This is a genomic window from Shewanella psychrotolerans (assembly GCF_019457595.1).
GTDB lineage: Bacteria > Pseudomonadota > Gammaproteobacteria > Enterobacterales > Shewanellaceae > Shewanella > Shewanella psychrotolerans.
On sequence record NZ_CP080419.1, the window covers coordinates 3,402,346 to 3,428,904 of the forward strand.

The window sequence follows — 26,559 nt, forward strand, 5'->3', positions numbered from 1 at the left end:
TATAGAAGTAGCTCAAATAACGAGGGCTATAAAATATAGCCCTGTGCTTGTGTGGATATTCGCGTTACACCGCAGGTAATGAATCTAATGGCCAACGTGGCATGCCTTTTACCGCTAAGTCTTCTATCTGTCCAGCCTTAAGACGTTGCATTCCCGCATAAGCAATCATTGCACCATTGTCGGTACAGAACTCTCCGCGAGGATAGTAAACTCGGCCACCCAATCCTTGCATCATTTCAGCTAAAGATTCTCTTAAACGGCTATTGGCACTTACTCCCCCCGCGATCACTAAGCGGTTATACCCAGTCTGCTTAAGGGCACGTTTACATTTAATTGCGAGCGTATCGACGACCGCCTCCTCGAATGCGCGGGCGATATTAGCACGAGTCTGTTCATCATCTGGTTCAGATGCAATCGTATTGGCAGCAAAGGTTTTAAGGCCTGAAAAACTAAAATCGAGTCCGGGGCGATCTGTCATTGGCCGAGGGAAACGGTAACTGTTTGGCAAACCTTGAGCCGCAAGCTTAGCAAGCCTTGGTCCTCCGGGATAATCTAACCCCATCAACTTAGCGGTTTTATCAAACGCTTCACCAGCGGCATCATCGACCGACTCACCAAGCACTTCGTAGCGACCAATCCCTTCAACCGCAACCATCATAGAGTGACCACCAGAGACGAGTAGTGCCAAGAAAGGAAACTCAGGAATATCATCTTCTAACATTGGCGCCAGCAGGTGGCCTTCCATATGATGAACACCAACAGCAGGCTTCCCCCATGCAAAGGCAAGTGCTCTACCGACGCATGCACCCACTAACAATGCCCCGACAAGACCTGGGCCTTTGGTATAGGCGATGCCATCGATATCATCCTGAGTACAGTTAGCATCTTTCAACGCTTGCTTAATTAACGGCACTATCTTACGAACGTGATCGCGAGACGCCAGTTCAGGTACGACCCCGCCATAGTCAGCATGTAACTTAACTTGGCTATAAAGCGTATGAGATAAAAGACCTTTTTCGTCGTCATAAACGGCGATACCTGTCTCATCACAAGATGTTTCTATACCTATAACTCGCATCGTTTCCTGTCTACTGAAATTAAGTGGCGGCCAATTTTACCTGCTCAATTGAAATTATACCAATCTTGCTTATTAGCAAAGCCTTTAGGCCACATCTTCATCAACAAGATCACCGCCATTGCTATATTGAACGCGGCTCGGCGCGGCATTCAATCGCATTAAATGCTAAACTTGATCCCTATCGACAGTAAAGATCGCAAAATGGATCGCTATAAAGGGGTTTACAAAGGCTAGGCTGTCGGTATAGAATTCCGCACCATTTTTAAATTAACTTGGGTTAAGAAATTAACTCAATACAACCTACACCTAAGGGGTGATGGCGTATGCCAATTATTAAAGTACGTGAAAATGAACCATTTGACGTAGCTTTACGTCGTTTCAAGCGCTCTTGTGAAAAAGCTGGTATCTTAGCCGACGTTCGTGCTCGTGAATTTTACGAGAAGCCAACTACTGCACGTAAGCGTGCTAAAGCCGCTGCAGTTAAGCGTCTTGCTAAGAAGCTTTCTCGTGAAAATGCGCGTCGCGTACGTTTATACTAATCTCTTATGAGCCTAGTTGATCAGCTAAAAGACCAAATGAAAGATGCCATGCGTGCCAAAGATAAGGTGCGCTTGGGAACTATTCGTATGGCACTGGCTGCCGTCAAGCAGATTGAAGTGGATACCCGCGAAACTCTGAATGATGATCAAGCCATAGCTGTCTTAACCAAAATGGTTAAACAGCGTCGTGATTCGATTGCTCAATATACAGCAGCCGGTCGTGACGAGTTAGCAGACGCAGAAGCAAGTGAGATTCAAGTACTTGAAACTTTCCTGCCAAAACCTCTTTCGCAAGAAGAGATTGCTGAGCTAGTAGATGCAACGGTCCAAGAGGTCGGTGCGTCATCCATGGCGGATATGGGCAAAGTAATGGGAGCGTTGAAACCTAAGGTACAAGGACGAGCTGACATGGCGGCAATTGGCGCTATGATTAAGGCTAAACTTCAGTAACTTAGTGTTCGATGTATGAATGAGCCGTGCTTAAGCACGGCTTGTTTGTTTGTAGGATTTCTGTTTTATTTCGCGAAAGGCGGCATTTATACACCAATGGCGATACCTCGTGATTTTATCAATGAGCTTGTAGCTCGCACCGATATTGTCGACCTTATCGATGCTAAAGTCCCCCTGAAAAAGGCGGGGAAAAATCATTCTGCCTGCTGTCCGTTTCATAGCGAAAAATCGCCCTCTTTCACCGTTAGTAGAGATAAGCAGTTTTATCATTGTTTTGGCTGTGGCGCCCATGGCAACGCAATTGATTTTGTCATGGAATATGACCGACTCGACTTTGTCGATGCCATTGAAGAGCTCGCTGGCCAACTCGGCCTAGAAGTACCTAGAGAACAAGGCACGGGTAAGCGTCGAGATGAGGGATTAAGCCGCGATCTTTATCAGTTGATGGAAGAAGCGAGTCTATTCTTCCAAAATCAGCTAAGACAACATACAGATAAACAGAAAGTGCTCGATTATCTATCTCATCGAGGACTGTCTGATGAAGTGATTAAACACTTCAATATCGGTTTTGCGCCCGATGGTTGGGATGGACTCCTTAGCCGTTATCGCCAAAACCAAGATTCGCAAGACAAACTGCTCACCGCGGGAATGGTGATCGAAAATGACAGTGGTAAGCGTTACGATAGATTTCGTGACCGGCTGATGTTCCCAATCCGCGATAGACGAGGCAGAGTAATAGGTTTCGGTGGACGAGTGCTTGGTGATGGTACACCAAAATACTTGAATTCTCCGGAAACGCCCATATTTCATAAGGGATATGAGTTATATGGCCTATACGAACTAAAGCAACGTCACAGGGACCCAAATCAAATATTGATTGTCGAAGGGTATATGGATGTTGTTGCGTTGGCCCAGTTCGATGTTGATTATGCGGTAGCGTCTTTAGGCACCTCAACGACAGCAGAACAGTTTCAACTACTGCTGCGCAGCGCTAAAGAGGTCGTTTGTTGTTATGACGGTGATAAAGCAGGTATCGAAGCGGCTTGGCGCGCACTAGAAACCGCCCTGCCACTGCTAAAACCTGGCGATCAGGTTAAGTTTATGTTCTTGCCACAAGGTGAAGATCCAGACTCCATGGTGAGGCAAATTGGCAAACCAGCATTTGAGCAATTAATAACAGAAGCTAAGCTGTTACCTGAATTTTTATTCGATACCTTAGCCAGCCGTTACGGCACAGATAAAGGCACCCTAGCTAAACAAGCCATGGCGCTGATTGAAAAGGTACAAGACACTGTTCTACAAAGTTTATTGCTGGAAAATCTAGCCTATAAGCTGGGCATGAACAGTGCAGAAGAGTTGCAACGTAAACTCGGTTTTCAAGCTAAAAAGCAGAATAAACCGATGCAAAACAAAGCGCTTAAAGGACGAGGAACACCATTGCGATTAGCCATCGCCTTGCTTGTTCAACATCCTCACTTGGGTAATGGCTTACCCGAGCAGCCAGCGCTAAAACATATCAAGATGGCAGGCATTGATTTGCTAACCCTCTTATTAGACCGAACTCGAGCAAATAAGATTAACAGCGCACAACTACTTGAACAGTTCAGAGGTGATGACCAGTTAGGCACCCTGAAAAAGCTGACCCAATGGGAACATCAAGTGGCGGATGAAAATTTACAGCAAGAGTTCAAAAAAACCCTGATATGGTTAAACAATCAATACATTGAACAACGATATCAGGAATTGAGCTTAAAACAGCACCATACTAAAGAAGAGCGGATGCAATTGAAAAAGCTCATCGCTGTGATGCAAGGACAAACTTAAGAGCAAATTTTGTCTCAATAAGTAAAGACTTGGACTAGCACAGCATTGCACACACGGCTATAATTGACGATTTGCGCGGCACTGATCTGCCCGTCGTTTAACAGTTACCCAACTTGGATGATATCTATGGAGCATACTCCGCAGTCGCAACTTAAATTGTTGCTTGCCAAAGGTAAAGAGCAAGGTTATTTAACCTATGCAGAAGTGAATGATCACTTACCTGCAGATATGGTCGATTCTGACCAAATCGAAGATATTATCCAGATGATAAATGACATGGGTATTCGCGTCTATGAGCAGGCGCCGGATGCCGATGACATTATGATGTCTGAAGACAGTACCGATGAGGATGCTGCAGAAGAAGCTGCCGCAGCGCTTGCTACGGTAGAGGCAGAACTTGGACGCACAACAGACCCTGTTCGTATGTATATGCGAGAAATGGGTACTGTAGAGCTTCTTACCCGTGAAGGCGAGATTGTTATCGCCAAGCGTATCGAAGAAGGTATTAATACCGTTCAAGCCTCGGTCGCTGAATATCCTCAAGCAATCACTATGATCCTTGAGCAGTATGACCGCTACGAAGCTGAAGAAGTCAGACTATCAGACATTATCTCTGGATTTGTTGACCCTAATGCTGATGATGTTGCCCCGACAGCAACGCATATCGGTTCAGAATTATCTGACGACGATCTCGATGACGAAGATGACGAAGATGATGACGATGAAAATGATGATGAAGATGATGATACGCCAAAAGGGCCAGATCCAGAGGAAGCCCGCGAGCGTTTCACTCAACTTCGCGTAGCACATGAACATGCGTTAAAAGTGATTTCAGAAAAAGGTCGTGAACACCCTGAAGCCACTGGTGCACTATTTGCGATTGGTGAGATCTTTAAAGAGTTCCGCTTAGTGCCAAAACAGTTTGACCGCCTTGTGAAAAACATGCGTGAAATGATGGATAAAGTGCGTATTCAAGAACGCCTCATCATGAAGCTATGTGTTGAACAAGCTAAGATGCCAAAGAAAAATTTCGTTAAAGTTTATACGTCTAACGAAAGCAGCATCGAATGGTTTAACGACGAACTTGCAGCCAAAAAACCTTATGCTGAAGGTCTAGAAATGGTTGCCGATGACGTAAGACGTTGCCGCGCTAAACTCGATGCGATTGAAAATGAAACCGGTCTTGCGATTGCAGCAATCAAAGACATCAACCGTCGTATGTCAATAGGTGAAGCTAAGGCTCGTCGTGCGAAGAAAGAGATGGTTGAAGCGAACTTACGTCTAGTAATCTCTATCGCTAAAAAGTACACCAACCGTGGTCTACAGTTCTTGGATCTTATCCAAGAAGGTAACATCGGTCTGATGAAAGCGGTTGATAAGTTCGAATACCGTCGTGGTTATAAGTTCTCGACCTATGCGACTTGGTGGATCCGTCAGGCGATCACTCGCTCTATTGCTGACCAAGCAAGAACGATCCGTATCCCAGTACATATGATTGAAACAATCAACAAGCTAAACCGTATCTCTCGCCAAATGCTGCAAGAGATGGGTCGCGAACCTTCTCCAGAAGAGTTGGCTGAGCGCATGTTGATGCCAGAAGACAAGATCCGCAAAGTACTTAAGATAGCCAAAGAGCCTATCTCTATGGAAACGCCTATTGGTGACGATGAAGATTCGCACTTAGGTGATTTCATCGAAGATACGACCCTAGAGCTACCACTTGACTCTGCGACAGGCGAAAGCTTGAAGAACGCGACTCACGAAGTCTTAGCAGGCCTAACCGCTCGTGAAGCTAAAGTACTGCGTATGCGTTTCGGTATCGACATGAACACTGACCACACCTTAGAGGAAGTGGGCAAGCAGTTCGACGTTACCCGCGAACGTATTCGTCAGATTGAAGCGAAAGCGTTACGTAAGTTACGCCACCCTTCTCGTTCTGAGATCTTAAAGTCGTTCCTAGACGAGTAACCCTTGTTTAAATGACTCATTTAAAACCCAGCATCTTGCTGGGTTTTTTGTTTTTATGCTTTGCACGAGCCAAGATTGATTAACAGATAACCACTTGAATTCAAACTTAGGATTTGAACGCAAAACTGGGGTGACAAGCGCAATCAAACCTCGTATACTTCTCAGCGCTTTCGATAGTGACGACTATCTTAAGTCGGCCCCTTAGCTCAGTTGGTTAGAGCATACGACTCATAATCGTCAGGTCCACAGTTCAAGTCTGTGAGGGGCCACCAATACAGATAAGGCGTAGCAGGTTAGTACTTGCTACGCCTTTTTCGCATCTAGAGTTCTGTGTAGCAAATATGTAGCAGATGCAGGTTGTGTAACGCTCTCCTAAAGCATCCACATGCATATTCAAGCCATTAAGTCTTAATCAAGAGTAACCTAATTGACTGGAACAAATTTCACTTGATAAAGTATAATTTTTTTGGAGGTATTATAGCTACTTGCTAAAACGCTGTGAGTAGTAGGGCGATTGGTAAGCCCCTAGAACAGTAGACACTTCATAGAGTTATAATGAACCAAAAATATGAGGTGTTACATGCGCGGAAAACGTTATCCCGATGAGTTCAAACCCGAACAACATGATTTCATCGGCAACCAAGCTGGAGGCCGAGTGTTTCTATTTCTTAATACCGATGATTTTTGGCGAGACTATGAATACATGAGATCGGTTGATATCAATTTCATTCGTAAACCGCAAGAACAGGATTACGGCACGTTAGCAGTGTTTGAAGATTTGTATGGCAATCTTTGGGATCTATTACCATTGAATCCAGAACATCCAATGGCAAAAAGATAGCGATCGCCAGCTGTCTTTTAGCGTTATCATAGGGCCAGTTCCGAAATCGTCTGTATTGATATAAACCAATAAACCTCACCAGCCCCATAAAATAAGAACTGATGAGGTCTCTTTCGCCGCTATTTAACAAGCCACCATGACCTTAACCAGTTAGGCTTTAGGTGTCACAGTAACACTCGCTTCGGTGCCTGTATAAGTCATTGAAACTTCATAGCTGTTATTGGCTTTATCCGTTGCCATGATACTGTCGGCATCAAACTTACCTTCAAGGTGAGAAGAAGATAAAATAGTGTATTTTTTAGCCTCGGTTAAATTTGGAACCGTTAGCTGCAAGGCGCCAGCAAGATAAATGGTATTCTTTGCATTTATTTTGGCGTTTTTACTGAGATCCAGCGATAACACGCCGCCATCTTGTACAAAGTCAGTGACATGTAACGCACCGCTCTCGCTATCTGTCTCACCTGCAGTGATAGCAACCAGAAGCGTCCCCTCTTTTTGATAGAAAGTGTGAGTGCCAAATGCTGTCGCTGACGCCGCTTTAAGCGTGCCCTGCTCTAGCACTGTACCGCCACTATAACTGTTGTTACCTTCGAGAGTGAGGCTACCAGAACCCGTTTTCTCTAGGCGACCGGCACCCGATATATCATTGCGCCAACTGTCTTGGGCAAAAAATCCCCCTTTGTCGGCATCCATATCAACACTGATGTTCTCATTAAAAGCGCCGAATCCATCTGCTGCTGCCACTAAATCCAATCGTCCCCAACCACGAGATTGATTGATAACAGGATAATTAGATGCGATCTGAGTGGTCGCCAATACCACGCGGCGCTGATGAGCATCTAAATAAGGCAAACGTGTTTCTAACAGTTTTTCCGCACCTTTGGGTACTTCAGGAGCCTTCGATTCCTCTTTCAATGGATTGAATCCAAAGGTCATATAGGCGCGATATCTTTCCTTCATCGCTTTATGATCTGCGTATTCATCGCTCGCATCACAGGCAGCGTCAGCATCGGTGGTGCAATGGGCAAAATCATAGATAGAGTCATAACCCGCCGCATTGGCTTCAGCTAAAAAGTAGTCATGGGCCTGCGTCACCGCATCATTGATCACATCGCTATTATTTTCATCATTCAGCATGGCCGCTGTGATTGCCGTGGCCATAATGCGTCCACCAATAACATCTAATGGAGAGTGCATTCCCGCGACAATGCGATTTTGCCCCAAATCACCGGCACGCGCGACCATTTCGGCAAACCGTTCAGGTATGGCATAAGCAAAGCCTAAACCACGGTCAAAGGCTTCTGCGGTGTGACCACTTGGATATCCGCCATCTTTTGCCCTGCCCGAAACCCAGGCTTGTCCACCCGTGGGATCGTTATAACCTCCCGAGTAGGAATTTCCACCGTTGTCGGTATAAATAGTCCGTGCAGCACATCTCAGTCCATCAATTGCGGTAACTAAACGATTACTTATATCGGGTAAATCATAATATTTGATCGTCGAGGTGCCATCGAGGTTATAACAAGTCAATGGCGTTAAATCGCTAAAATCGGTATAAGAAGCAACGGAATAATCACTCGAATAGATACGCCAAGGCCGTGGTGACTCAAAATGATACTTAGGGGCTTCACTCGATGCGCCATAACTCGCAATAGCATGCAGCATGTTAACAACACTGGCGAGCTTAGTCGCAGCGCCATCGAGTTCGGTCGTACCATATCCAGTCTCTGTTGCACTTACCTGCGCACTAAGATCGTTATTCATTAAATGTTCGCTATCGAGAATGTCGATAACTTTTCCGCCCACACTGACATCGCCATTAGCATTGACCTTATATGGCGATACCGAGTTTGCGCCGACTTTATAACCTTCGGCTAGTGGGCCTAGGCCCGAGGTGATACTAAAACCTTTATTACGTTGATCGTCTAAATAGGCATCAACCAACACCTTTTTATCATTCCGATCCAGATCGGGTTTATCTTGATTTGGTCGAGTCAGCGTAGCAACGTAATCGAAGTTCTCTTTCCATACAGTCTCATCCAAAATAGCATTATCGACAAAACTCAGTTGCAGCGCTTTAGAAGTACTGGTTGAAGCGCCACCATCGATACCATTATATGCCTCATAGCCAGCGGCCACGGTTAGACTATTTGAGCCAGTGCTGGCCCATGTTTCATCACCGTGAGTCCAAATACGGTTAAAACCATTCAAAATTTGTAGCATAGGACTCGTCGTTTCATCCAAAGCCACCACATTTTTTTTATTGTTAGTCACAGGAATATTGCCATCGACTATGGCAACATCTGATCCAGACAGCTCAGGCTCAGGGATGACTTCAATATAAGCGGTTCCCACTGGCTCGCTAGGTTTTACATATACATTAGTATCGTCATCACTCGAATTACATGCTGATAACGCACAAGCAATCGCCGTCATGGTGAACATCTTACTTGCTGTTGAATATTTCATAATTTCGTACTTTCCTAGAAGTGATCAAATCGAAATAGAGAGCTTGCTACACTGATCCGTCTCTGCTTTAGCGTTTGGTACGATAATTCTAAAGTATGACAATTTGATTAAGACTTAGTGACCTCATCACTTCTAAATGTTATGACAAAAGCTTTAACTACGGCCTATTAGCACTTGCTGGCTAGCCTCTAGCCTCTCACGTGACTAGCAATAGCTGTAACTATGACATCAATTACGCCACCTAATTGCATTAGCTAAGAGTTACAGACTAAGCTTAGTACTCACTATACGCAGACTTTACCGTGATTTTTTTGACATGGTGAACTCACGAAGCAAAGGCTATAACGTATTTTCTGTACACATCATTGACCATAGGAGACCAGTCCATGCTCAAGCTTGTATTACTGTTGACACAGCTTACGGCGGTGCTTCTATTTTCCGCCTTTTTTGGGTCACTGTACGCCAATGCCAAAGAAAATAGCATTAAAATCGCAACGTTAGATTACCCGCCATTTATCTACCAAAATGGCGATATAAAAACAGGCATTTTACTCGAAATAGTCACGGAAGCATTTGACAGACTAAGTGTTAATGTTGATATCGAGTTTTTCCCTATAACACGGGGCTTGAAAATGGTTAAAGAGGGTGAAGTTGATGCGTACTTTTCATTAAAAAAAACTCCCGAAAGAAACGCCACACTGCTCTTCACTACAATGCCATTAGTGCAGCAACGATTTGTAATATTCACACTGGTTGATTCAAACATAACTTATAAAGGTGATATTAACGATCTCGCAATTTATAATATTGGAGTGAGTTGTAATACTTCATACGGCCCTATCTTTGATACCGCAGTTCGCAACGGAATATTAAAAAATATAGATTGCGCTCAAAGCTTCGAACTCAATATAAAAAAGCTGTTAGCAGGTCGCACTGACATCATCATCAATAGTCAAGATGTTGGCTATGCGCTACTGTCTAGGCTAGGGAAAAAAAAGCAAGTTAAGCTAATCGAACCACCAATAGAAGTGTTAAATAGTTATCTGGCATTTACAAGAGTTCGAGACTATTCAGCCCTAGCAGGGGCTTTTGATGACGCTTTATGCGATATGATTAACGATGGGACTGTCAACAATATAAAATCCAAATACCCTGATAACATTTCAATCGGATATTAGGTATTAGGTATTAGGTATTAGGAGCATAAAATCTTGTTCAGTATTTATCAGTCCCATCTCATATGATTATCCGACTCATCAAAGCCCTAGTACCAATCACATATTTAGCTCGTTATCACTCATAAAAAACGCTGTAGATGTTCACATCTGGAACATAAAATACAACTTGGACAAACTGTATTCCGTGTGTTGCTTCAACGCGGTATCATCACATTCACCATCAAGCTTTATCGTGCTAGAAACCCTCGCCTGAGTTCGATGCATAGATGTGACTACAAACCAAAACATTGTTAAATTGCGGGCTCTATGCGGTCGCGCCCATGCTCTTTGGCAAGATATAACTGTTTATCTGCGGACTCAATTTCTCGCTCCCAGTCCGATGTTTGATCTGGAATAATCGAGCTTACACCTGCACAGATAGTCACGTACTCGCTCACATCTGAATCCGAATGGGGGATATGCAGCTCCCTAACCGCATCAACAATCTGCTGCGCCAAGACTTGCGCCCCATTCATATCAGTATCAGGCAAAACACAAATAAACTCTTCACCGCCGTAACGCGCACAAAAGTCATAAGGTCTCCTAATGGTATTAGCTATAACCTGAGCAATACGAGTTAGCGCTTTATCCCCTTCTTGGTGGCCATAGATGTCGTTATAGCGCTTAAAATAATCGACATCTAACATCAATATCGATATCGGTGAGTGTAGGCGAATACTGTTACGCCAAGCTTCAGGCAGGCGACGTTCAACATGGTGGCGATTACCTATCCCGGTTAAACTATCAAGCATGACTAAGGATCGCAGAGTGTCCGTTTGTTTTTTCAGTAACAGTTGGTTTTCGACTCGAGCCTTTGTGATGGTGGCATTGATCGGCTTATGGATAAAATCGACCGCGCCCATTTCAAATCCCTTTGCTTCTATCTCTTCGTCATGATGAGCCGATACAAAGATGATCGCGCTATCCTTTGTTAAATTATCGGCTTTAAGTTGTTCGCAGACCTCAAAACCGGACATGTAAGGCATCTCAATATCCAACAAAATAAGATCTGGCTTAAAACTTCGGCACAGCTCAACAGCTTTCTCACCATTTAAGGCAAATGCGACTTCGTGTTGTCCCTTAAACAGCTGAGATAAGATAACGATATTGACCTGCAAATCATCTACAAGCAAAATCCTTCCTCGTCTATCTACCTCTAATCCGTAACTTTGATTTTCGGATACCATCGAGCCAACCTTTTGTTTTTTGCAATGACTTAACGCTTTACTGTCGATTAATCATCAGCGGCCTGTAGGTTAGCTTGTTCCTCTAAATAACCTTCCACTAGTCCTATCAACCTCAGGTACGAAGCGTCTATTTCATCATATAATTTAATTAAGTTTTGCTTATTCTGCTCTTGGGTTGCAGCCTCTAAATCGGATAGCTTTGCTTGTAATTCCACTGCGCCAATGCTACTTGATAATCCTTTCAACCCGTGACTCAATTGACGCGCCTTTTCCCAATCACCTAATTCAATTGCCGCTTTTAGTTCGCCAATCTGTACTGGAGTGGAGTCTAAGTACATCTGACAAATATCAATAAATAACGGAATATCATCCATCAATCGAGCAAGCGCTAGGGTCACATTCCATACATCATCACTTACCTCTAATTCATTACTGGTATCTAATTCATCACAGGCGCTGCCATCAACCTCACTATCAAGACTATTGATTTGCATATCCACACTATTACTATCAGCACTAATGTTCAAACCGTCAAATTGCGAACCTATCTCATTGTTGATAGTAGGACGTTTTTTGGGAAAATCCCCAGCAACAACCCAATTGAATACTTTTTCTTGTAACTCCTCCGCCACAATAGGCTTAGTGACGTAATCATTCATCCCCAAGTCAATGCATTTTTCACGCTCTCCCATCATGGCGCTCGCGGTCATAGCGATAATTGGCGTCGAAATATACTGATCTCCGGCCTTACCTTGACGAATATCTCGAGTGCACTGATAACCATCCATGATAGGCATCTGACAATCCATTAAAATACAATCGATTGGCTTGTTGTCTTCGGCACAACTAATTAATGCTTCTATTGCCTCTTGGCCATTTGCAGCTTTTACAAACACAAGGGGAAATGCCGATAACACGCCTATTGCGACCTCTATATTGATGTTATTGTCATCGACAACCAAAACCCTAGCTCCAGCAACTTTATCTAGGTTAAGCTTATCTAACGTAAGCTGAGTGCGACTCGCGTCAAACTCGCTATGATGCTCATAACTAGAGCCAAGCTGTTCTTCCTCTTCGCCAAACACCTTAATCAACTCAGATATCAGTAAAGGATTATTTATTAGTGTCACCTCTGCATGAGTCACTCTTACTGGAGGCTCTCCACTCCGTTGAAAAATCAGTATCTTTGGAGGATTAAAGCTAGATACTAGTTCGTTCCATTTATTATCTAACTCGACTAGAAGTGGATCTTGTTGCTCAATGACAATGACATCGGGCATTGATTCTGAGCCTCTTTGGTTATCAATAAGCCAATCCAATAATGATTGCGCCGATACCACTTCACCACCTAATGCCGTTAACGCTCTCTCGATACATACCGACTGTGTTGGCTGCGCCACCCTTAAAACACATTGATGTCCCGCTAACACTGGAGGAAAAGACGTTAGCGTATAATCTCCTTCCTCAAGATTCATGGTAAAAGTAAAAGTACTACCAACCCCTTTTTCCGATTTAAAACTTATACTGCCATTTAGTAGCTCACTTAACTGCTTACATATCGATAATCCGAGCCCGGTTCCACCATATTTGGATGAAATACTCATGTTTTCCTGAGTAAATGCCTGAAAAAGTTTGTTTTGGTTTTCAGCTGCTATTCCAATCCCACTATCAGATACATGACAGCTAAACTGCATCTCCCCAGTATTAGTCAGCAGGCTAGTAACGCTCACCTTAACCATCCCTTTCTCGGTGAACTTAATGGCGTTATTGATTAAATTGGACAAAATTTGTGACACTCTATGCATGTCACTGACTATCGAAATACAATTTAAATCAACCAGATCAATAATAAAATCCAGTCCTTCCTCCTGCGCTTTAACTGCCATACCGCCACACAAGCTTTCAACTAAATGACGCGGGTTAAATGGCTGTATATTGAGCTCTAACTTACCGGCTTCTATCTTAGAAAGATCCAACACATCATTAATGAGTATCGCTAGCGCATTGACACTAACCTCAGCCATATTCAAATAACGAGACTGACTAGCGGACAAGGGCTCTCCCTTTAGCAAGTTTAAGGTACCGACAATACCGTTAAGAGGCGTTCTCATCTCATGACTTATATTTGAAATAAAAGTACTTTTCACTCGGCTTGCCCGCTCTAGCTCTGCGGTTCTAATCGCAACCTTTTTTTCTAATTCGGCGTTGATAGATTGTATTTTTTGTGCAGCGTTCTTCTCAATCGTGATATCGCTAATAATCACAGCGACCCCACAGCACTCCTGATACTCATTGGTAATCGATGACAGAGAAACCGATAAATATAATTGCGTACCATTCTCTTGCATAAAAGAGGTTTCAATACAGAATGACTTATCATCGCTATGTAACTCGTCAACGAGTTCGGCGAGATCCACCTCCTCCAATAGTGATAAGTCACTAAGCATTCTGCCTATGGCATATTTGGCATCGTAACCAAAAAGCAACTGAGCAGAACGGTTCCAACTGGTAATTTGACCTTTGGTTGAGACCGATATGATTGCATCTTTTGAGCTACCAATAATTGCCGAAGATTGAGCTCTGGCAGCAGTAAGGGCATAGCTGCTTTTCGCATTGCGATGAAGAATGATGACCACAAAAGCGAAGAGCAAAGACAGGGCTAACATAAATGAATAAACGCTAAAGCGTCTGGACGCCATAATCTGATCAATGTCGGTTTTTGAGGTAAGCAACATCATTTCCAATTGACCATTTTGACTATAACTTGAAAGCGTTACATCATCTCTAAAAATATAATATGGCTTGTTATCTTTATATCTATCAATTACTTTATGAAAATCGTCCTCAACCTCATCAACGATAAGATAACGCTTATCCCATCGCTGTTCAGGTGCTAAGTCTCGGCTAAACTGCGCCTCCTTATCTGGGTGTACCAAGAAAAATCCATCTTGATCGAGCAATATAAATTGATAAGGAGATGGGATCATCTTTTCGAAGGAGTTCAGTAATTGCGCAACATTAATATTTGCAATCATAAAACCAAAGCGCTTACCTGACTCATCAAAAATGGCAATTGATAGCCTCAACATTGGTCGATGAGGACTCTCGATTCGGCCAAACTCTCGATTAAGCGAGATAGCCGAAGTGTAAACCTCATTAGGGGGAAGTTTTACACTCGCAGCAAAATAATCCCGATGAGTTTTATTTTGTAAATTAGAATCATCAACGACTTGTACTAGGTTAGCACGCTGATCAACACGCACGAGTTCGTTGCCATCAAGCGATACTATTCGTAATTGTTCATACTCACTTTTGTTACGTAAAAAAGACTCGAAAATAACTTCCAACCGCTTACGCCATAATAAATAGCTACTGTTATCAACAGGATCGACGCCATGATTATTTTTAGCACGAGTTAAACCAGAAACAGGTGGGGTTGAATACAAAAATCGTAAATTATCTGAATATCGAGATAAATGCTCCTGTATTTGATGATCAATCTGGCGACTTACATCAGATAAGTTTGAATGCTCCTCGCTAACAATAGAGCGAGTTAGTCGAGATTCGAAAACCACAACCGCAACAACCGAAACAAAGAATAATGTAACAAAAGAGATCGTTAATAATGAACGGCCTAACCTATCAAAAAGACGAGTTAGACTGCGTTTGTTTACTACCATCCTTGTAAACCCCATAACATTTTGGAAGCCATAGTTTCTGAACGCTTTGTTTTATTCAAGTTCAAACACTTACACTTAGCAAGAATTTCTAACAATTCGGCTAAGCAAATTGAAATCAATAAGCTAGACTAACAATTAATGCCAAATATGAAAGGGAGTTCATGTATGCTGTTCAACAACGACGTCGAATCTCGTCAGAAAATTTTAGTTGTTGATGATGATCCTGCTAATTTACACTTGTTAGATTCTGCGCTTGGCGACTTAGCGCAGGTTCTTTGCAGCGCAGGAGGCGCCGATGCGTTAGAACAGGCAGAGACCGAACTCCCCGATATTATTCTTCTGGATATTGAGATGCCAGAGATGGATGGCTTTGAAATTTGCAGAAGGTTAAAAAACAATCCAAAAACCTGCAATATCTCGATCATTTTTGTCACCGCGCACAGTGAAAGTACCTTTGAATACAAATCGTTAGAATATGGTGGAATTGACTTCATCGGTAAACCTGTTGATATCGCTTTATGCCGCTTAAGAGTCAAAAATCATTTAATGCTAAAGCGACATGAAGCCGCACTAATTGAAACTCAAAAAGATATGCAGGCCTTGGTTAATCAAATTCCCGCTTACATCTCTTATTGGTCAGAAGACTTGAACAACCTCTTTAATAACGACTACGAGGGCAAATGGTTAAACCTCCCACATAGGGCAACGATATCTAAACATGCATCTAAAATCCTGCCATCCAATCTATACCTAGCGGTTCTTGACTGTTTGGAGTTAGACCAACTAAACCATGAGTTTGAAATAAAACTACCTGATAACGGTCACCAGATCAGCGATGCACAAGTCCATTTGACCATAGCAAAGCAAGACAATAAATTCGCTGGCTTACTTTTAACCATGACGAATATCAGCTCAATAAAACAGGCTAAAAAACAGCTCTATACTGAAAACAACCGCCTGAAAATTATGCTTAACTCTATTGGTGATGCCGTTATCGCAACCGACGAGCTAGCACGAGTTACCTTTATGAACCCTATTGCTGAACGACTAACAGGCTGGGTAAACCACGATGCTATGGGATTACATATAGATGAAGTGATGAATCTATGTGATGCAAGCACAAAATATAAAGGCCAGAACCCAGTCACCATAGCCTTGAAAGAACAGCGCACGGTCGGTATGGCATTAAACTGCCAATTAACCAGCCAAGATGGCACAGTCTATAGAGTAGAAGACTCAGCCTCTCCGATTAAAGATGATGAAGGCTATATAACAGGGGCAATCATCGTCTTTCACGACTGTAGTGAATCTGTGGCTATGGCAGTAAAAATGAGTCACTTGGCAAACCATGATCAACTAACAGATCTTCCTAATCGCATTTTACTCCATGATAGAGTGAGCCATGCTTGTAATGTCGCAAAAGCCAACAATAAGCTAGTTGCACTGCTGATGATTGATATAGACCACTTTAAATTCCTAAATGATTCACTCGGTCACGCTCTTGGCGACCTCATGATTAAACTGGTCGCAAAACGATTACAATCACTCATTGATCCTAATGCCACATTAGCAAGAATAGGGGGTGATGAATTTGTGTTACTGCTACCTAACATTAACTCCGCAAGTCAAATCGACACCATAGCAAATGACATCGTCCAAAGTACGCAAACCCCATTTAGAATTGAGGGAAAAGAACACTCGTTATCGGTCAGCATAGGAATTAGCATCTTCCCAACAGATGCCATTAGATGCGAAGAGATGATGACCCATGCTGATGCCGCCATGTATCGTGCAAAAGACCTAGGCAGGGCCAGATTTTGTTATTTCTCCCAAGAGTTAGAAAGTCAATTATTAAAGCGTAGCCTACTGATAACAAATTTAAAAACCGCTATAAACACCGAGGCTATCGAGGTGTATTACCAGCCTAAGCTAGACTTAAAAAGCATGAAAATAGTCGGAGCAGAAGCCTTAGCTAGGCTCTCAACCCCCACAGGCGAAGTGATTTCACCGTTAGATTTTATCCCTTTGGCGGAGGAAACTGGATTAATTCACGATCTCGGTAAAATTATATTGGTCAAAAGCTGTGCTGTCGCAAAAAAGTGGAGCGACGAAGGTCATGATTTGCGCATCGCGGTTAATATCGCAGCAAAACAGTTTTCCAACCCCAATTTTTGTGAAACAGTAACCGATGCGCTGGAATTGACAGGACTAAGAAGTAAGTACTTAGAACTCGAAGTGACAGAGAGTGCTTTAATGCATGATTTTGACGAAGCCTTAACCATTCTCAATACCTTATCGTCAATTGGTTTAACTATTGCTATTGATGATTTCGGCACAGGCTATTCTAGCTTGTCCTATTTGAAATATTTTCCCGTTAACACACTAAAAATAGATCAATCATTCGTTAAAGATATGTTTGTCGATGAGCAGAGTTTAGATATCGTAAAGGCGGTGGTTAATCTAGCTAAATCACTGAAGCTCACGTTAGTCGCCGAAGGGATAGAGACTCTGCAGCAACTTGATCAGCTGAAGACCTTAGTATGTGAACAAGGCCAAGGCTACTTATTTAGCAAGCCACTACCGTTAGAAGAGTTTAATCTACTGTTACAAAAACAATAACCAATGCCCAATACCCAATAACCAATGCCCAATACTAGGGTATAGATTGGTATTCATACCGTATATCTGGCGATATGTTATGCGTAGTATTACGCAACAAAAAGCCCGCCTACGCGGGCTTTAATACCTATGAGTATAAAGGTGTCGTCGCTCAGCGACGAGTGAAGCGCATACTTATTCGAGGCTTAAAGTCGTTACCCTGCATCAAAACAGCTAAAACACGCTGAACCGATCACTTTCTTATACTGATTGGTATCACATGTTTAACCAAGACTGTAAGTTAAATCCCCAATTTATCACGCATCGTATAATACCAAGCTCCGATAGCAGAAAATGGCACTTGAAGTAGATGCCCCCCAGGGAAAGGATAGTGTGGTAAGCCTGCAAACGCATCGAAACGCTTTGCTTGACCATTAATGGTCTCAGCCAGTATCTGGCCAGCCAGATGAGTATAAGTCACGCCATGGCCACTGCATCCCTGAGAGTAATAGATATTACTGCCAATACGTCCAACTTGAGGAAGACGAGAAAGGGTCAGCAAGAAATTACCTGTCCAAGTAAAATCAATTTTTACATCTTTAAGCTGCGGAAAAGTTTCGAGCATCTTAGGACGGATAATCGCTTCAATATCAGCAGGATCCCTTGCACCATAAACCACCCCACCACCATAGATAAGGCGTTTATCGCCTGACAATCTAAAATAGTCGAGTAAGTAGTTACAATCTTCAACACAGTAATCTTGTGGTAGTAATGACTTGGCTAACGCCTCGTCTAAAGGTTCGGTGGTGATCACTTGCGTACCACACGGCATCGATTTAGCTTGTAACTCAGGCATCAAACCATTGAGATAGGCGTTACCCGCGACAATGACGAACTTGCATTTGACCGAGCCCTCTTTGGTATGCACCACTGGGCTTTCACCTTGATCAACTTTAACCACCGCCGAATCTTCAAAAATGTGTCCACCTAAAGACTCAACAGCATCCGCTTCACCCAAGGCTAAGTTAAGCGGATGAATATGGCCACCACTCTTGTCTAGCAAACCGCCGACATAGCGCTCTGAAGCGACAACATTACGAATGCCAGACTCATCGAGGAGCTCTAGATGCCCCATATGACCATGCTTTTCCCACAAGGCTTTTTGTGACTCAAGATGGCCCATCTGCTTTGGGTTAAGTGCGGCAAATACACCACCGTCTTTTAGGTCACATTGAATGTTATATTTGGCCACTAGATGCTTGATGATACGTCCACCCTCGAACGCCATCTCACCGAAAAGTTTGCCCTTTTCAACACCGACAGTTTTTTCGATAGTATCGATATCGCGGCTGAAACTATTGACAATCTGGCCACCGTTACGCCCCGATGCGCCAAAACCTACCCGAGCGGCTTCTAGCACAACAACTTTAAATCCCGCTTCCAATAGATGAATTGCCGAAGATAAACCAGTGTACCCAGCACCAATAATACAAACATCAGTTTCAATGTTATCGGCTAATTTTGTGCGTAACTGCTTAGTATTAGCAGACGCGGCATAATAGGAGTTAGCGTGAGGTGTACAGTTCATATAAACCACCTGAATTTTATAATAATTGTTCAGTTAGATTAGGCAGGCTATAGACGTAATCGGCTATAGCCTGTCACCAGAATTATTGATGAGTTATTGTGAGATTAGTCGCTCGCCATTCTGCTGCGCTTATCTGCGCGGCGCGCCATATACCAAGAGATAAAGGCGATTAAGGACACCATCAAAATGATCAGGGTTGCTAAGGCGTTAATCTTTGGCGATACGCCCATTCTCACAGATGAGAACACCACCATAGGCAACGTCGTCGCACCAGGTCCTGATGCAAAACTGGCAATAACCAGATCATCCAGTGATAAACTAAAAGATAATAACCAGCCCGCGATCAGTGCTGGTGAGATCATAGGGACGGTTATGTAGAAAAAGGTCTTTAGTGGCGTAGCACCTAAATCTTGTGCCGCCTCCTCTATCGACATATCGAGCTCACGTAAACGCGATGACACCACAACGGCGACATAAGCGGCACAGAAGGTCGAATGAGCAATCCATACGGTCAACATGCCTCGCTCTGCTGGCCAGCCAAATAGATCTGCCATATGAACGAACAGTAGCAACAGTGACAAACCTGTGATCACTTCAGGCATAACCAGTGGCGCAGTGATCATATTCGACAGCGTCATTCGTCCCCAAGAGCGCGCGAAACGCGTCATCACAAATGCCGCCATCGTACCTAAAATCACCGCCATCGTTGAGGCGAAAAACGCGACCTTTAAGCTGGTCCAAACAGCATCTAATATCTGCTCATCACGAAACAGCTCGCCGTACCATTTAGCCGAAAATCCCCCCCAAACCGTAACCAGTTTAGATTCGTTGAATGAGTAAAACACCAGAATAAACATTGGCGCGTACAGGAAAAACATCCCAGCCCAAAGCATTATGGTAGAAAAACTAGGTTTATTTAGTCTGTTATTCATACCGTTTTCTCCATACTTTTAGACTGGTAACGATGAAATAGCGTGATAGGTATAATCAATAGTCCTAGCATCACAATCGCAAGCGATGAGGCTACTGGCCAATCACGGTTATTAAAGAACTCCTGCCAAAGCACCTTACCTATCATTAAGGAATCAGGGCCACCGAGTAGTTCAGGAATAACAAACTCACCCACTACAGGGATAAACACCAACATAGATCCCGCAATAACACCGCCTTTCGATAGGGGTAGCGTGATCTTCCAGAAGGTATTCAAACTACGAGAACCTAAGTCCGCCGCAGCTTCTAACAAGCTACCATCTAGCTGAGATAAGTTGGCATAGAGAGGTAAAATCATAAAAGGTAAATAGGTATAAATAATACCTATGTAGACGGCAAAATTAGTGTTGAGCATCTGAATGGGGTCAGATATGACGCCTAGCCACATCAAGACGTTATTGATAACTCCATTGTTACTCAAGATCCCCATCCAGGCATAAACACGGATAAGGAATGAAGTCCATGAAGGTAACATCACTAACAATATCAATACGGTTTGATGTTGTTTCGGTGCTCGAGCAATAGCATAGGCCATTGGATACCCAAGCAGTAAACATCCTATCGTCGTAATAAATGCCATTTTCAGTGAACCAAGATAAGCATTCACATATAAGGAGTCTTGAAACACCAATAAATAGTTGCCCAGATTGAGCAGAATATGTAGTGATTCATCAGCATACTGATAAAGCGCTTCATAGGGCGGAATAGCTATCGCAGGCGTCGACAAACTGATCTTTAATACAATCGCAAACGGCAGCGCAAAAAACATCAGCAACCAAAAATAGGGGATGCCTATTGTCCAAAATCGGCCTTTGGGGAACAAAAGCTTAAGCGGATTTTTTTTCATACGGCCCCCACTCATGATCTAAGTACCACACCACTATCGGCTTCCCAGCTGACAAACACTTTCTCTTCCCATGTAGGCGAGTCTGAACGGCGGTCACTGTTGGTCATTACCGATTGGATAAGTTGCTTGTTGCTTAAGCGGATGTAATAAACCGAGATACCACCAAGATAAGCTATATCTTCGACCTCGCCGGCGCACCAATTGTATTTACCTTGTGGTTGCTCTCGGGATATATGGGTTTTTTCAGGGCGAACAGCCAACCAGACTTGAGTACTATCCACACTCGTGGACACACCATAACCAACATAGAATTGCTGAGCGATATTAGGCGATTGAATCACTAGATGATCCGCTTCATCTTCAACAATATCGGCTTCAAAAAGGTTAACAGAGCCAATAAATTCGGCCACCATACGGTTAGCAGGACTTTCATATATATCCGTTGGCGAACCCGTTTGCGCAATCCAACCATCATTCATAATAGAAATACGTTCTGCCATGGTCATCGCTTCTTCTTGATCGTGGGTTACCATGACACAAGTCACCCCAACAGCTTCAAGAATATCAACAACTTCTAGCTGCATTTGGGTACGCAGCTTTTTATCGAGCGCCCCCATCGGCTCATCGAGCAGTAACAACTTAGGTCGCTTTGCTAACGAGCGGGCCAATGCCACACGCTGACGTTGTCCACCAGAAAGCTGATTAGGCTTACGCTTAGCATAAGCCTCCATATGCACCAGTTTGAGCATCTCTTGCACTCGCTGCTCAATTTCAGCTTTTGGCATCTTGTCTTGCTTTAACCCAAAGGCAATATTTTGGGCAACTGTCATATGTGGAAATAGTGCATATGATTGAAACATCATATTAATTGGGCGCTCATAGGGAGGCATATCGGTAATATCGACACCGTCAAGGTAGATGCGTCCCTCAGAAGGCTTTTCAAAGCCTGCTAACATACGCAGTAGTGTTGACTTACCCGAGCCAGAGCCACCTAGTAGTGCAAAGATTTCCCCTCGATTAATATTGAGTGACACGTCGTCTACAGCACGAACATCGTCAAATAGCTTGCTGACTCTATCTATCTTCAGCAATACCTCTCCTTGCGTCTTTGTTGTCGGTTTATTGGTGACGCCCGAATTGCTAGCCATATTACTTCTCCACAAAAAGTGCCTCTGTAGCACCTACTGCAATATTTAGAATAAAGTTTGGTTTAAAAGGGCAAGCGAGCTTGCCCATAGAACAGTGGCATTACATGCCTGATTTAACTTTGGTCCATACGCGAGTCATAGCACGCTGTGCTTTCATTGGGCGCACATCGGCAATATAAAGGCGTGACAACACTTCTGGAGTTGGGTAGATGGCTGGATCATTTAAGATCTCTTCGTCAACAAACTCCTGTGCTGGCACATTTGGGTTTGCATAAGCAACGTAGTTAGTGATTGGTGCAATCACATCTGGACGAAGTAGGTAGTTAATAAATGCATGAGCATTTTTAACGTTTTTCGCATCGGCAGGAATAGCCAACATATCGAACCACAGGTTAGCGCCCTCTTTAGGGATAGCGTAGTGAATTTCTTGGCCGTTCTCGGCCTCTTCCGCACGCGCCGCCGCTTGGAACACATCACCTGAATAACCAAAGGCAACACAGATATCACCGTTGGCTAAGTCTGTAATATAACGAGATGAATGGAAATAAGTCACATAGGGGCGAACCTTCGCCATCACTTCACCCGCCTTGGCATAATCCGCACTACTAGTGCTATTCGGATCTAGACCAAGATAAACCATCGCCATTGGCAGCATTTCATCAGCAGAATCAAGGAACGACATGCCACACTTACTGACTTTTTCGGCGTACTTTGGATTGAAAAGTAGTTCAAGTGAATCAACTGGTGCATCCTCGCCCAATACTTCTTTTACTTTAGCGACGTTGTAACCGATCCCCGTGGTTCCCCATAGGTAAGGCACTGCGTGCTCATTACGTGGGTCTGCAGATTCAAGCTGTTTCATCAGCTCTGGTTTGAGGTTTTTATGATTTGTTAGCTGACTTTGATCAAGCTTTTGGAACGCGCCAGCATTAATTTGCTTCGCAAGAAAGTTGTTAGAAGGGACGACAATATCATAACCTGAACGACCGGAAAGTAGTTTAGCTTCAACCACTTCATTACTATCAAAGACATCGTAAATAACACGAATACCCGTTTCTTTCTCAAAGTTAGCTAACGTGTCTTCAGCAATATAATCAGACCAGTTATATACGTGAACGACCTCTTCTGCCGTCGCTGCAGAGCTTGCAAACACGCCCGCTGTGACCAAAGCGAGTGTTGTCATTTTCTTTAAAAGCTTCATGCTATCTCCTTTTTTCGCTAGCCAGTAATGTGTTGAAGACTTACTGCCATGACATTGCCGTTAATACGGCTTTCATTGTTATAGTTATCCAATGCTACAGCTAGTAAAACGCATCGGTAGATTGCTTTACAGTTAAAAATATTGAGCGCCTCAAAAAATGCATTTAAAGACGCTTGATAGTTAATAACCAGATTTGGCTTTGGTCCATGCTCTAGTCATCACTCTTTGCACTTTTAGTGGGCGCACTTCGCGAATATATAAGTTCTTAATTATTTCTTCGCTTGGATAGATGCCAGGATTAGCAAGGATCTCTTTATCAACCAAGCTCTGAGCACCATCATTAGGGTTGGCATAAGCAACATAATTAGAGATATCAGCAATCACTTCAGGACGAAGTAGATAATTAATAAATACATGAGCATTATCTTTATTCTCTGCATCTGCAGGAATCGCTAACATATCAAACCAAAGGTTTGCACCCTCTTTGGCAATGGAGTACTTAATTTTTTGGCCATTGCCCGCTTCATCTGCACGCGCTGCAGCCTGAAATACATCGCCTGAAAAACCAAAGGCAACACAAGTATCACCATTGGCGAGATCGGTTATATAACGTGACGAATGAAAATAGGTCACATAGGGACGCACTTTCTCTATTGCTTCACCAGCGGCTTTGTAATCATCTGCTGTTGTACTGTTAGGATCGCGACCGAGATAAGAGAGTGCTTGGGACATCATCTCGTCGGCTGAATCCATCATAGAGAAGCCACAACTCGATATTTTTTCTGCATATTTAGGATCAAAAATTAACGCTAATGAATCCACTGGCGCATCTTCACCTAATACAGCTTTGACTTTCTCAACGTTGTAACCGATCCCCGTTGTGCCCCACAAATAAGGAACTGCATAACGATTTTGCGGATCGGCTTTCTCTAGCTGTTTCATCAAGTCGGCGTTCAAATTGCCTAAATTCGTGAGTTTGCTTTTGTCCAGCGGAGCAAAAGCCCCCACTTTAATCTGTTTAGCCAAAAAATCATTTGATGGCACGACAATATCGTAACCAGAATGGCCAGATAACAACTTAGCTTCGACCATTTCATTACTGTCGAAAACATCATAAATAACCCGAATACCCGTTTCTTTATAGAAATTTTCTAAGGTATCTTTGGCAATATAATCGTTCCAGTTATAAACCTTTAAGATCTCTTCAGCATGAAGAGCACCACTTGCTAAGCTGCACCCCATTACCAAACAAGATACTTTTACCATCTTTAATAGTGTCATCAATCTCTCCATTACTACCGCCGTTTACACGGGGTAAAACTGTTAGTCATAGTGTTGTCGAGTTATCGACAAATAGATCTCATTATTATCAACCAATGCTACAGCTTACTTCCGCATCGAACCTTGCTAATTCCTGCTCTCCCGTAGTGTAATTTTGAATAATTCCATATTCAATTTGAATTTATAGGCAATACAAACGATTTAGTTTTTGCTTAATCAGCTAGGTTACAGAGTGACGCTAAACGCCCCGAATTAACCCAAGCTGATTAATATTGTGCACCAAAAAAGTGCACTAAGGTTTTACACTGTTAGAAGCAAAAACTCTCGTTCCCAAGAACTAATAACTCGGCGATAGTTCTCGAGATCGGCTTGCTTGACCGCGATATATCCATTAGTGAATGTTTCACCTAAATATTCACGGACTGCCGAGCTTTCAGACATCACAGCTAAAGCCTCTTCCAGCGTTAAGGGTAAGCTAATACCTTGACGATTTTCATTAGCGCGCCCCTGCACGGGTGTCGATGGTTTAACATCTTCAACCATGCCCATAAAGCCACACAACAATGTCGCTGCAATCGCTAAATAACTATTGGCATCGGCACCGGCTATACGGTTTTCAATACGACGATTCTGTGGTGATGACTCAGGAATTCGCAGACCGCAAGTTCGATTTTCATCACCCCATTCCAAATTGACTGGTGCCGAAGTACCAGGCAAGAAACGTCTAAACGAATTAACATTCGGTGCCATCAACGGCAAAAGCTCTGGAATGTACTTTTGTAAGCCACCGATGTAACTTAAAAACTTAGCACTCTTCGTGCCATCTTCATTGGTAAAAATGTTTTTACCGCTTTTAGCATCGACAACACTCTGATGAATGTGCATCGCACTGCCGGGTTCATCGGTAACAGGCTTGGCCATAAACGTGGCACATACATTATGTTTTAGCGCAGCTTCGCGCAAAGTGCGTTTAAAGACAAACACTTGATCGGCTAAAGAAAGTGCATCACCATGGCTAAAATTGATCTCCATTTGGGCGGTGCCCTCTTCATGGATCAAGGTATCAATATCGAGCCCTTGGGCTTCACACCAGTCATACATATCTTCAAATAGCGGATCATATTCATTAGCAGCGTCGATAGAGAAAGACTGACGACCAGACTCTCTACGACCACTGCGCCCAATTGGTGGGCTTAATGGAATATCAGGATCTTCGTTTGGCTTAGTGAGGTAAAACTCCATCTCTGGTGCAATGACCGGCTTCCAGCCTTTATCCTCATAAAGCTTCAACACTTTCTTAAGCAAGTTACGAGGAGACAACTCAATAGGATTCCCCATCTTGTCGTAAGTATCATGAATCACCTGAGCGGTCGCTTCGACACACCAAGGCAGCATGAATATGGCGTTGTCATCGGGGACACAAATGAAATCAATATCGGCCTTATCGAGTAGTGAATCGTAAATGTCATCTTCAACGTAATCGCCGGTGACGGTTTGCAGCAAGACACTTTCAGGCAAACGCATCCCTTTTTCATCGATAAATTTGGCAACTGGGGCAATTTTACCCCTAGCTATGCCAGTCATATCGCTGATAACACACTCAACTTCCGTGATTTTATTCTCTTTTAAATAGCTGATTAACTTCTTCATCTT

17 protein-coding genes, 1 tRNA gene and 1 pseudogene are annotated in these 26,559 nt (G+C 43.3%); 8 read left to right on the forward strand and 11 right to left on the reverse strand.

Annotated features, from left to right (window positions below; all coding sequences use genetic code 11):
- Positions 1-64: 64 nt before the first annotated feature.
- Entirely contained in the window at positions 65-1,078 is a 1,014-nt protein-coding gene (tsaD, locus tag K0I62_RS15065) for a tRNA (adenosine(37)-N6)-threonylcarbamoyltransferase complex transferase subunit TsaD (RefSeq protein ID WP_220068886.1), read from the reverse strand.
- A 323-nt stretch (positions 1,079-1,401) separates the two neighbouring features.
- On the opposite strand from tsaD, the gene rpsU reads away from it, so the two are divergent.
- The 6 genes and pseudogenes from rpsU to K0I62_RS15095 all read left to right on the forward strand — a co-directional run.
- Complete coding sequence (gene rpsU / locus K0I62_RS15070) at positions 1,402-1,617, forward strand: 30S ribosomal protein S21 (RefSeq protein ID WP_006080725.1); 216 nt, start codon at positions 1,402-1,404, stop codon at positions 1,615-1,617.
- Positions 1,618-1,623: 6 nt separating this feature from the next.
- On the forward strand, positions 1,624-2,067 hold the full coding sequence (locus K0I62_RS15075; RefSeq protein ID WP_220061731.1) for a GatB/YqeY domain-containing protein: 444 nt from the start codon (positions 1,624-1,626) through the stop codon (positions 2,065-2,067).
- Between the two features lie 96 nt (positions 2,068-2,163).
- The gene (gene dnaG / locus K0I62_RS15080; RefSeq protein ID WP_220068887.1) at positions 2,164-3,891 is read left to right on the forward strand and encodes a DNA primase; all 1,728 of its coding nucleotides are present in this window, start codon (positions 2,164-2,166) and stop codon (positions 3,889-3,891) included.
- A 126-nt stretch (positions 3,892-4,017) separates the two neighbouring features.
- Entirely contained in the window at positions 4,018-5,859 is a 1,842-nt protein-coding gene (gene rpoD, locus K0I62_RS15085) for an RNA polymerase sigma factor RpoD (protein WP_220068888.1), read from the forward strand.
- Between the two features lie 195 nt (positions 5,860-6,054).
- Positions 6,055-6,131: transfer RNA gene (locus K0I62_RS15090), tRNA-Ile, on the forward strand.
- Positions 6,132-6,469: 338 nt separating this feature from the next.
- A pseudogene (locus K0I62_RS15095) lies at positions 6,470-6,700 on the forward strand (VOC family protein); the annotation flags it as partial.
- Between the two features lie 150 nt (positions 6,701-6,850).
- Here K0I62_RS15095 and K0I62_RS15100 read toward each other — a convergent pair.
- Positions 6,851-9,169, reverse strand: a complete 2,319-nt coding sequence (locus K0I62_RS15100) for a phosphatase PAP2 family protein (RefSeq protein WP_220068889.1) — start codon at positions 9,167-9,169, stop codon at positions 6,851-6,853.
- A gap of 386 nt (positions 9,170-9,555) precedes the next feature.
- Between K0I62_RS15100 and K0I62_RS15105 the strand changes: the two genes are divergently transcribed.
- Entirely contained in the window at positions 9,556-10,347 is a 792-nt protein-coding gene (locus tag K0I62_RS15105; protein ID WP_220068890.1) for a substrate-binding periplasmic protein, read from the forward strand.
- A 290-nt stretch (positions 10,348-10,637) separates the two neighbouring features.
- Here the strand turns inward: K0I62_RS15105 and K0I62_RS15110 are convergent, their stop codons facing one another.
- A complete protein-coding gene (locus tag K0I62_RS15110) occupies positions 10,638-11,573 on the reverse strand; it encodes a GGDEF domain-containing response regulator (RefSeq protein WP_220068891.1) in 936 nt (311 codons plus the stop codon).
- A 47-nt stretch (positions 11,574-11,620) separates the two neighbouring features.
- Entirely contained in the window at positions 11,621-15,253 is a 3,633-nt protein-coding gene (locus K0I62_RS15115) for an ATP-binding protein (RefSeq protein WP_220068892.1), read from the reverse strand.
- Positions 15,254-15,418: 165 nt separating this feature from the next.
- Between K0I62_RS15115 and K0I62_RS15120 the strand changes: the two genes are divergently transcribed.
- Positions 15,419-17,872 (forward strand): EAL domain-containing protein, encoded by a 2,454-nt coding sequence (locus tag K0I62_RS15120; RefSeq protein WP_220068893.1) that lies wholly within the window; start codon positions 15,419-15,421, stop codon positions 17,870-17,872.
- A gap of 280 nt (positions 17,873-18,152) precedes the next feature.
- Here the strand turns inward: K0I62_RS15120 and K0I62_RS15125 are convergent, their stop codons facing one another.
- From K0I62_RS15125 to K0I62_RS15155, 7 genes are all read right to left on the reverse strand, one after another.
- Positions 18,153-19,439: an NAD(P)/FAD-dependent oxidoreductase gene (locus tag K0I62_RS15125; RefSeq protein WP_220068894.1), complete on the reverse strand. Its 1,287-nt coding sequence runs from the start codon at positions 19,437-19,439 to the stop codon at positions 18,153-18,155.
- Between the two features lie 104 nt (positions 19,440-19,543).
- Positions 19,544-20,371, reverse strand: coding sequence for an ABC transporter permease subunit (locus K0I62_RS15130; RefSeq protein WP_220068895.1), 828 nt, complete (start codon positions 20,369-20,371; stop codon positions 19,544-19,546).
- Positions 20,368-21,276, reverse strand: coding sequence for an ABC transporter permease subunit (locus K0I62_RS15135; RefSeq protein WP_220068896.1), 909 nt, complete (start codon positions 21,274-21,276; stop codon positions 20,368-20,370). The genes K0I62_RS15130 and K0I62_RS15135 overlap by 4 nt, the downstream gene beginning before the upstream one ends.
- Positions 21,277-21,287: 11 nt before the next feature.
- The gene (potA, locus tag K0I62_RS15140; RefSeq protein WP_220068897.1) at positions 21,288-22,424 is read right to left on the reverse strand and encodes a polyamine ABC transporter ATP-binding protein; all 1,137 of its coding nucleotides are present in this window, start codon (positions 22,422-22,424) and stop codon (positions 21,288-21,290) included.
- A gap of 100 nt (positions 22,425-22,524) precedes the next feature.
- Positions 22,525-23,625 (reverse strand): polyamine ABC transporter substrate-binding protein, encoded by a 1,101-nt coding sequence (locus tag K0I62_RS15145; RefSeq protein ID WP_220068898.1) that lies wholly within the window; start codon positions 23,623-23,625, stop codon positions 22,525-22,527.
- Positions 23,626-23,805: 180 nt separating this feature from the next.
- Positions 23,806-24,906 carry a polyamine ABC transporter substrate-binding protein gene (locus tag K0I62_RS15150; RefSeq protein ID WP_220068899.1) on the reverse strand — a complete coding sequence of 367 codons (1,101 nt, stop codon included), beginning with the start codon at positions 24,904-24,906 and terminating at the stop codon, positions 23,806-23,808.
- Between the two features lie 300 nt (positions 24,907-25,206).
- Entirely contained in the window at positions 25,207-26,556 is a 1,350-nt protein-coding gene (locus K0I62_RS15155; protein ID WP_220068900.1) for a glutamine synthetase family protein, read from the reverse strand.
- Between the last annotated feature and the right edge of the window lie 3 nt (positions 26,557-26,559).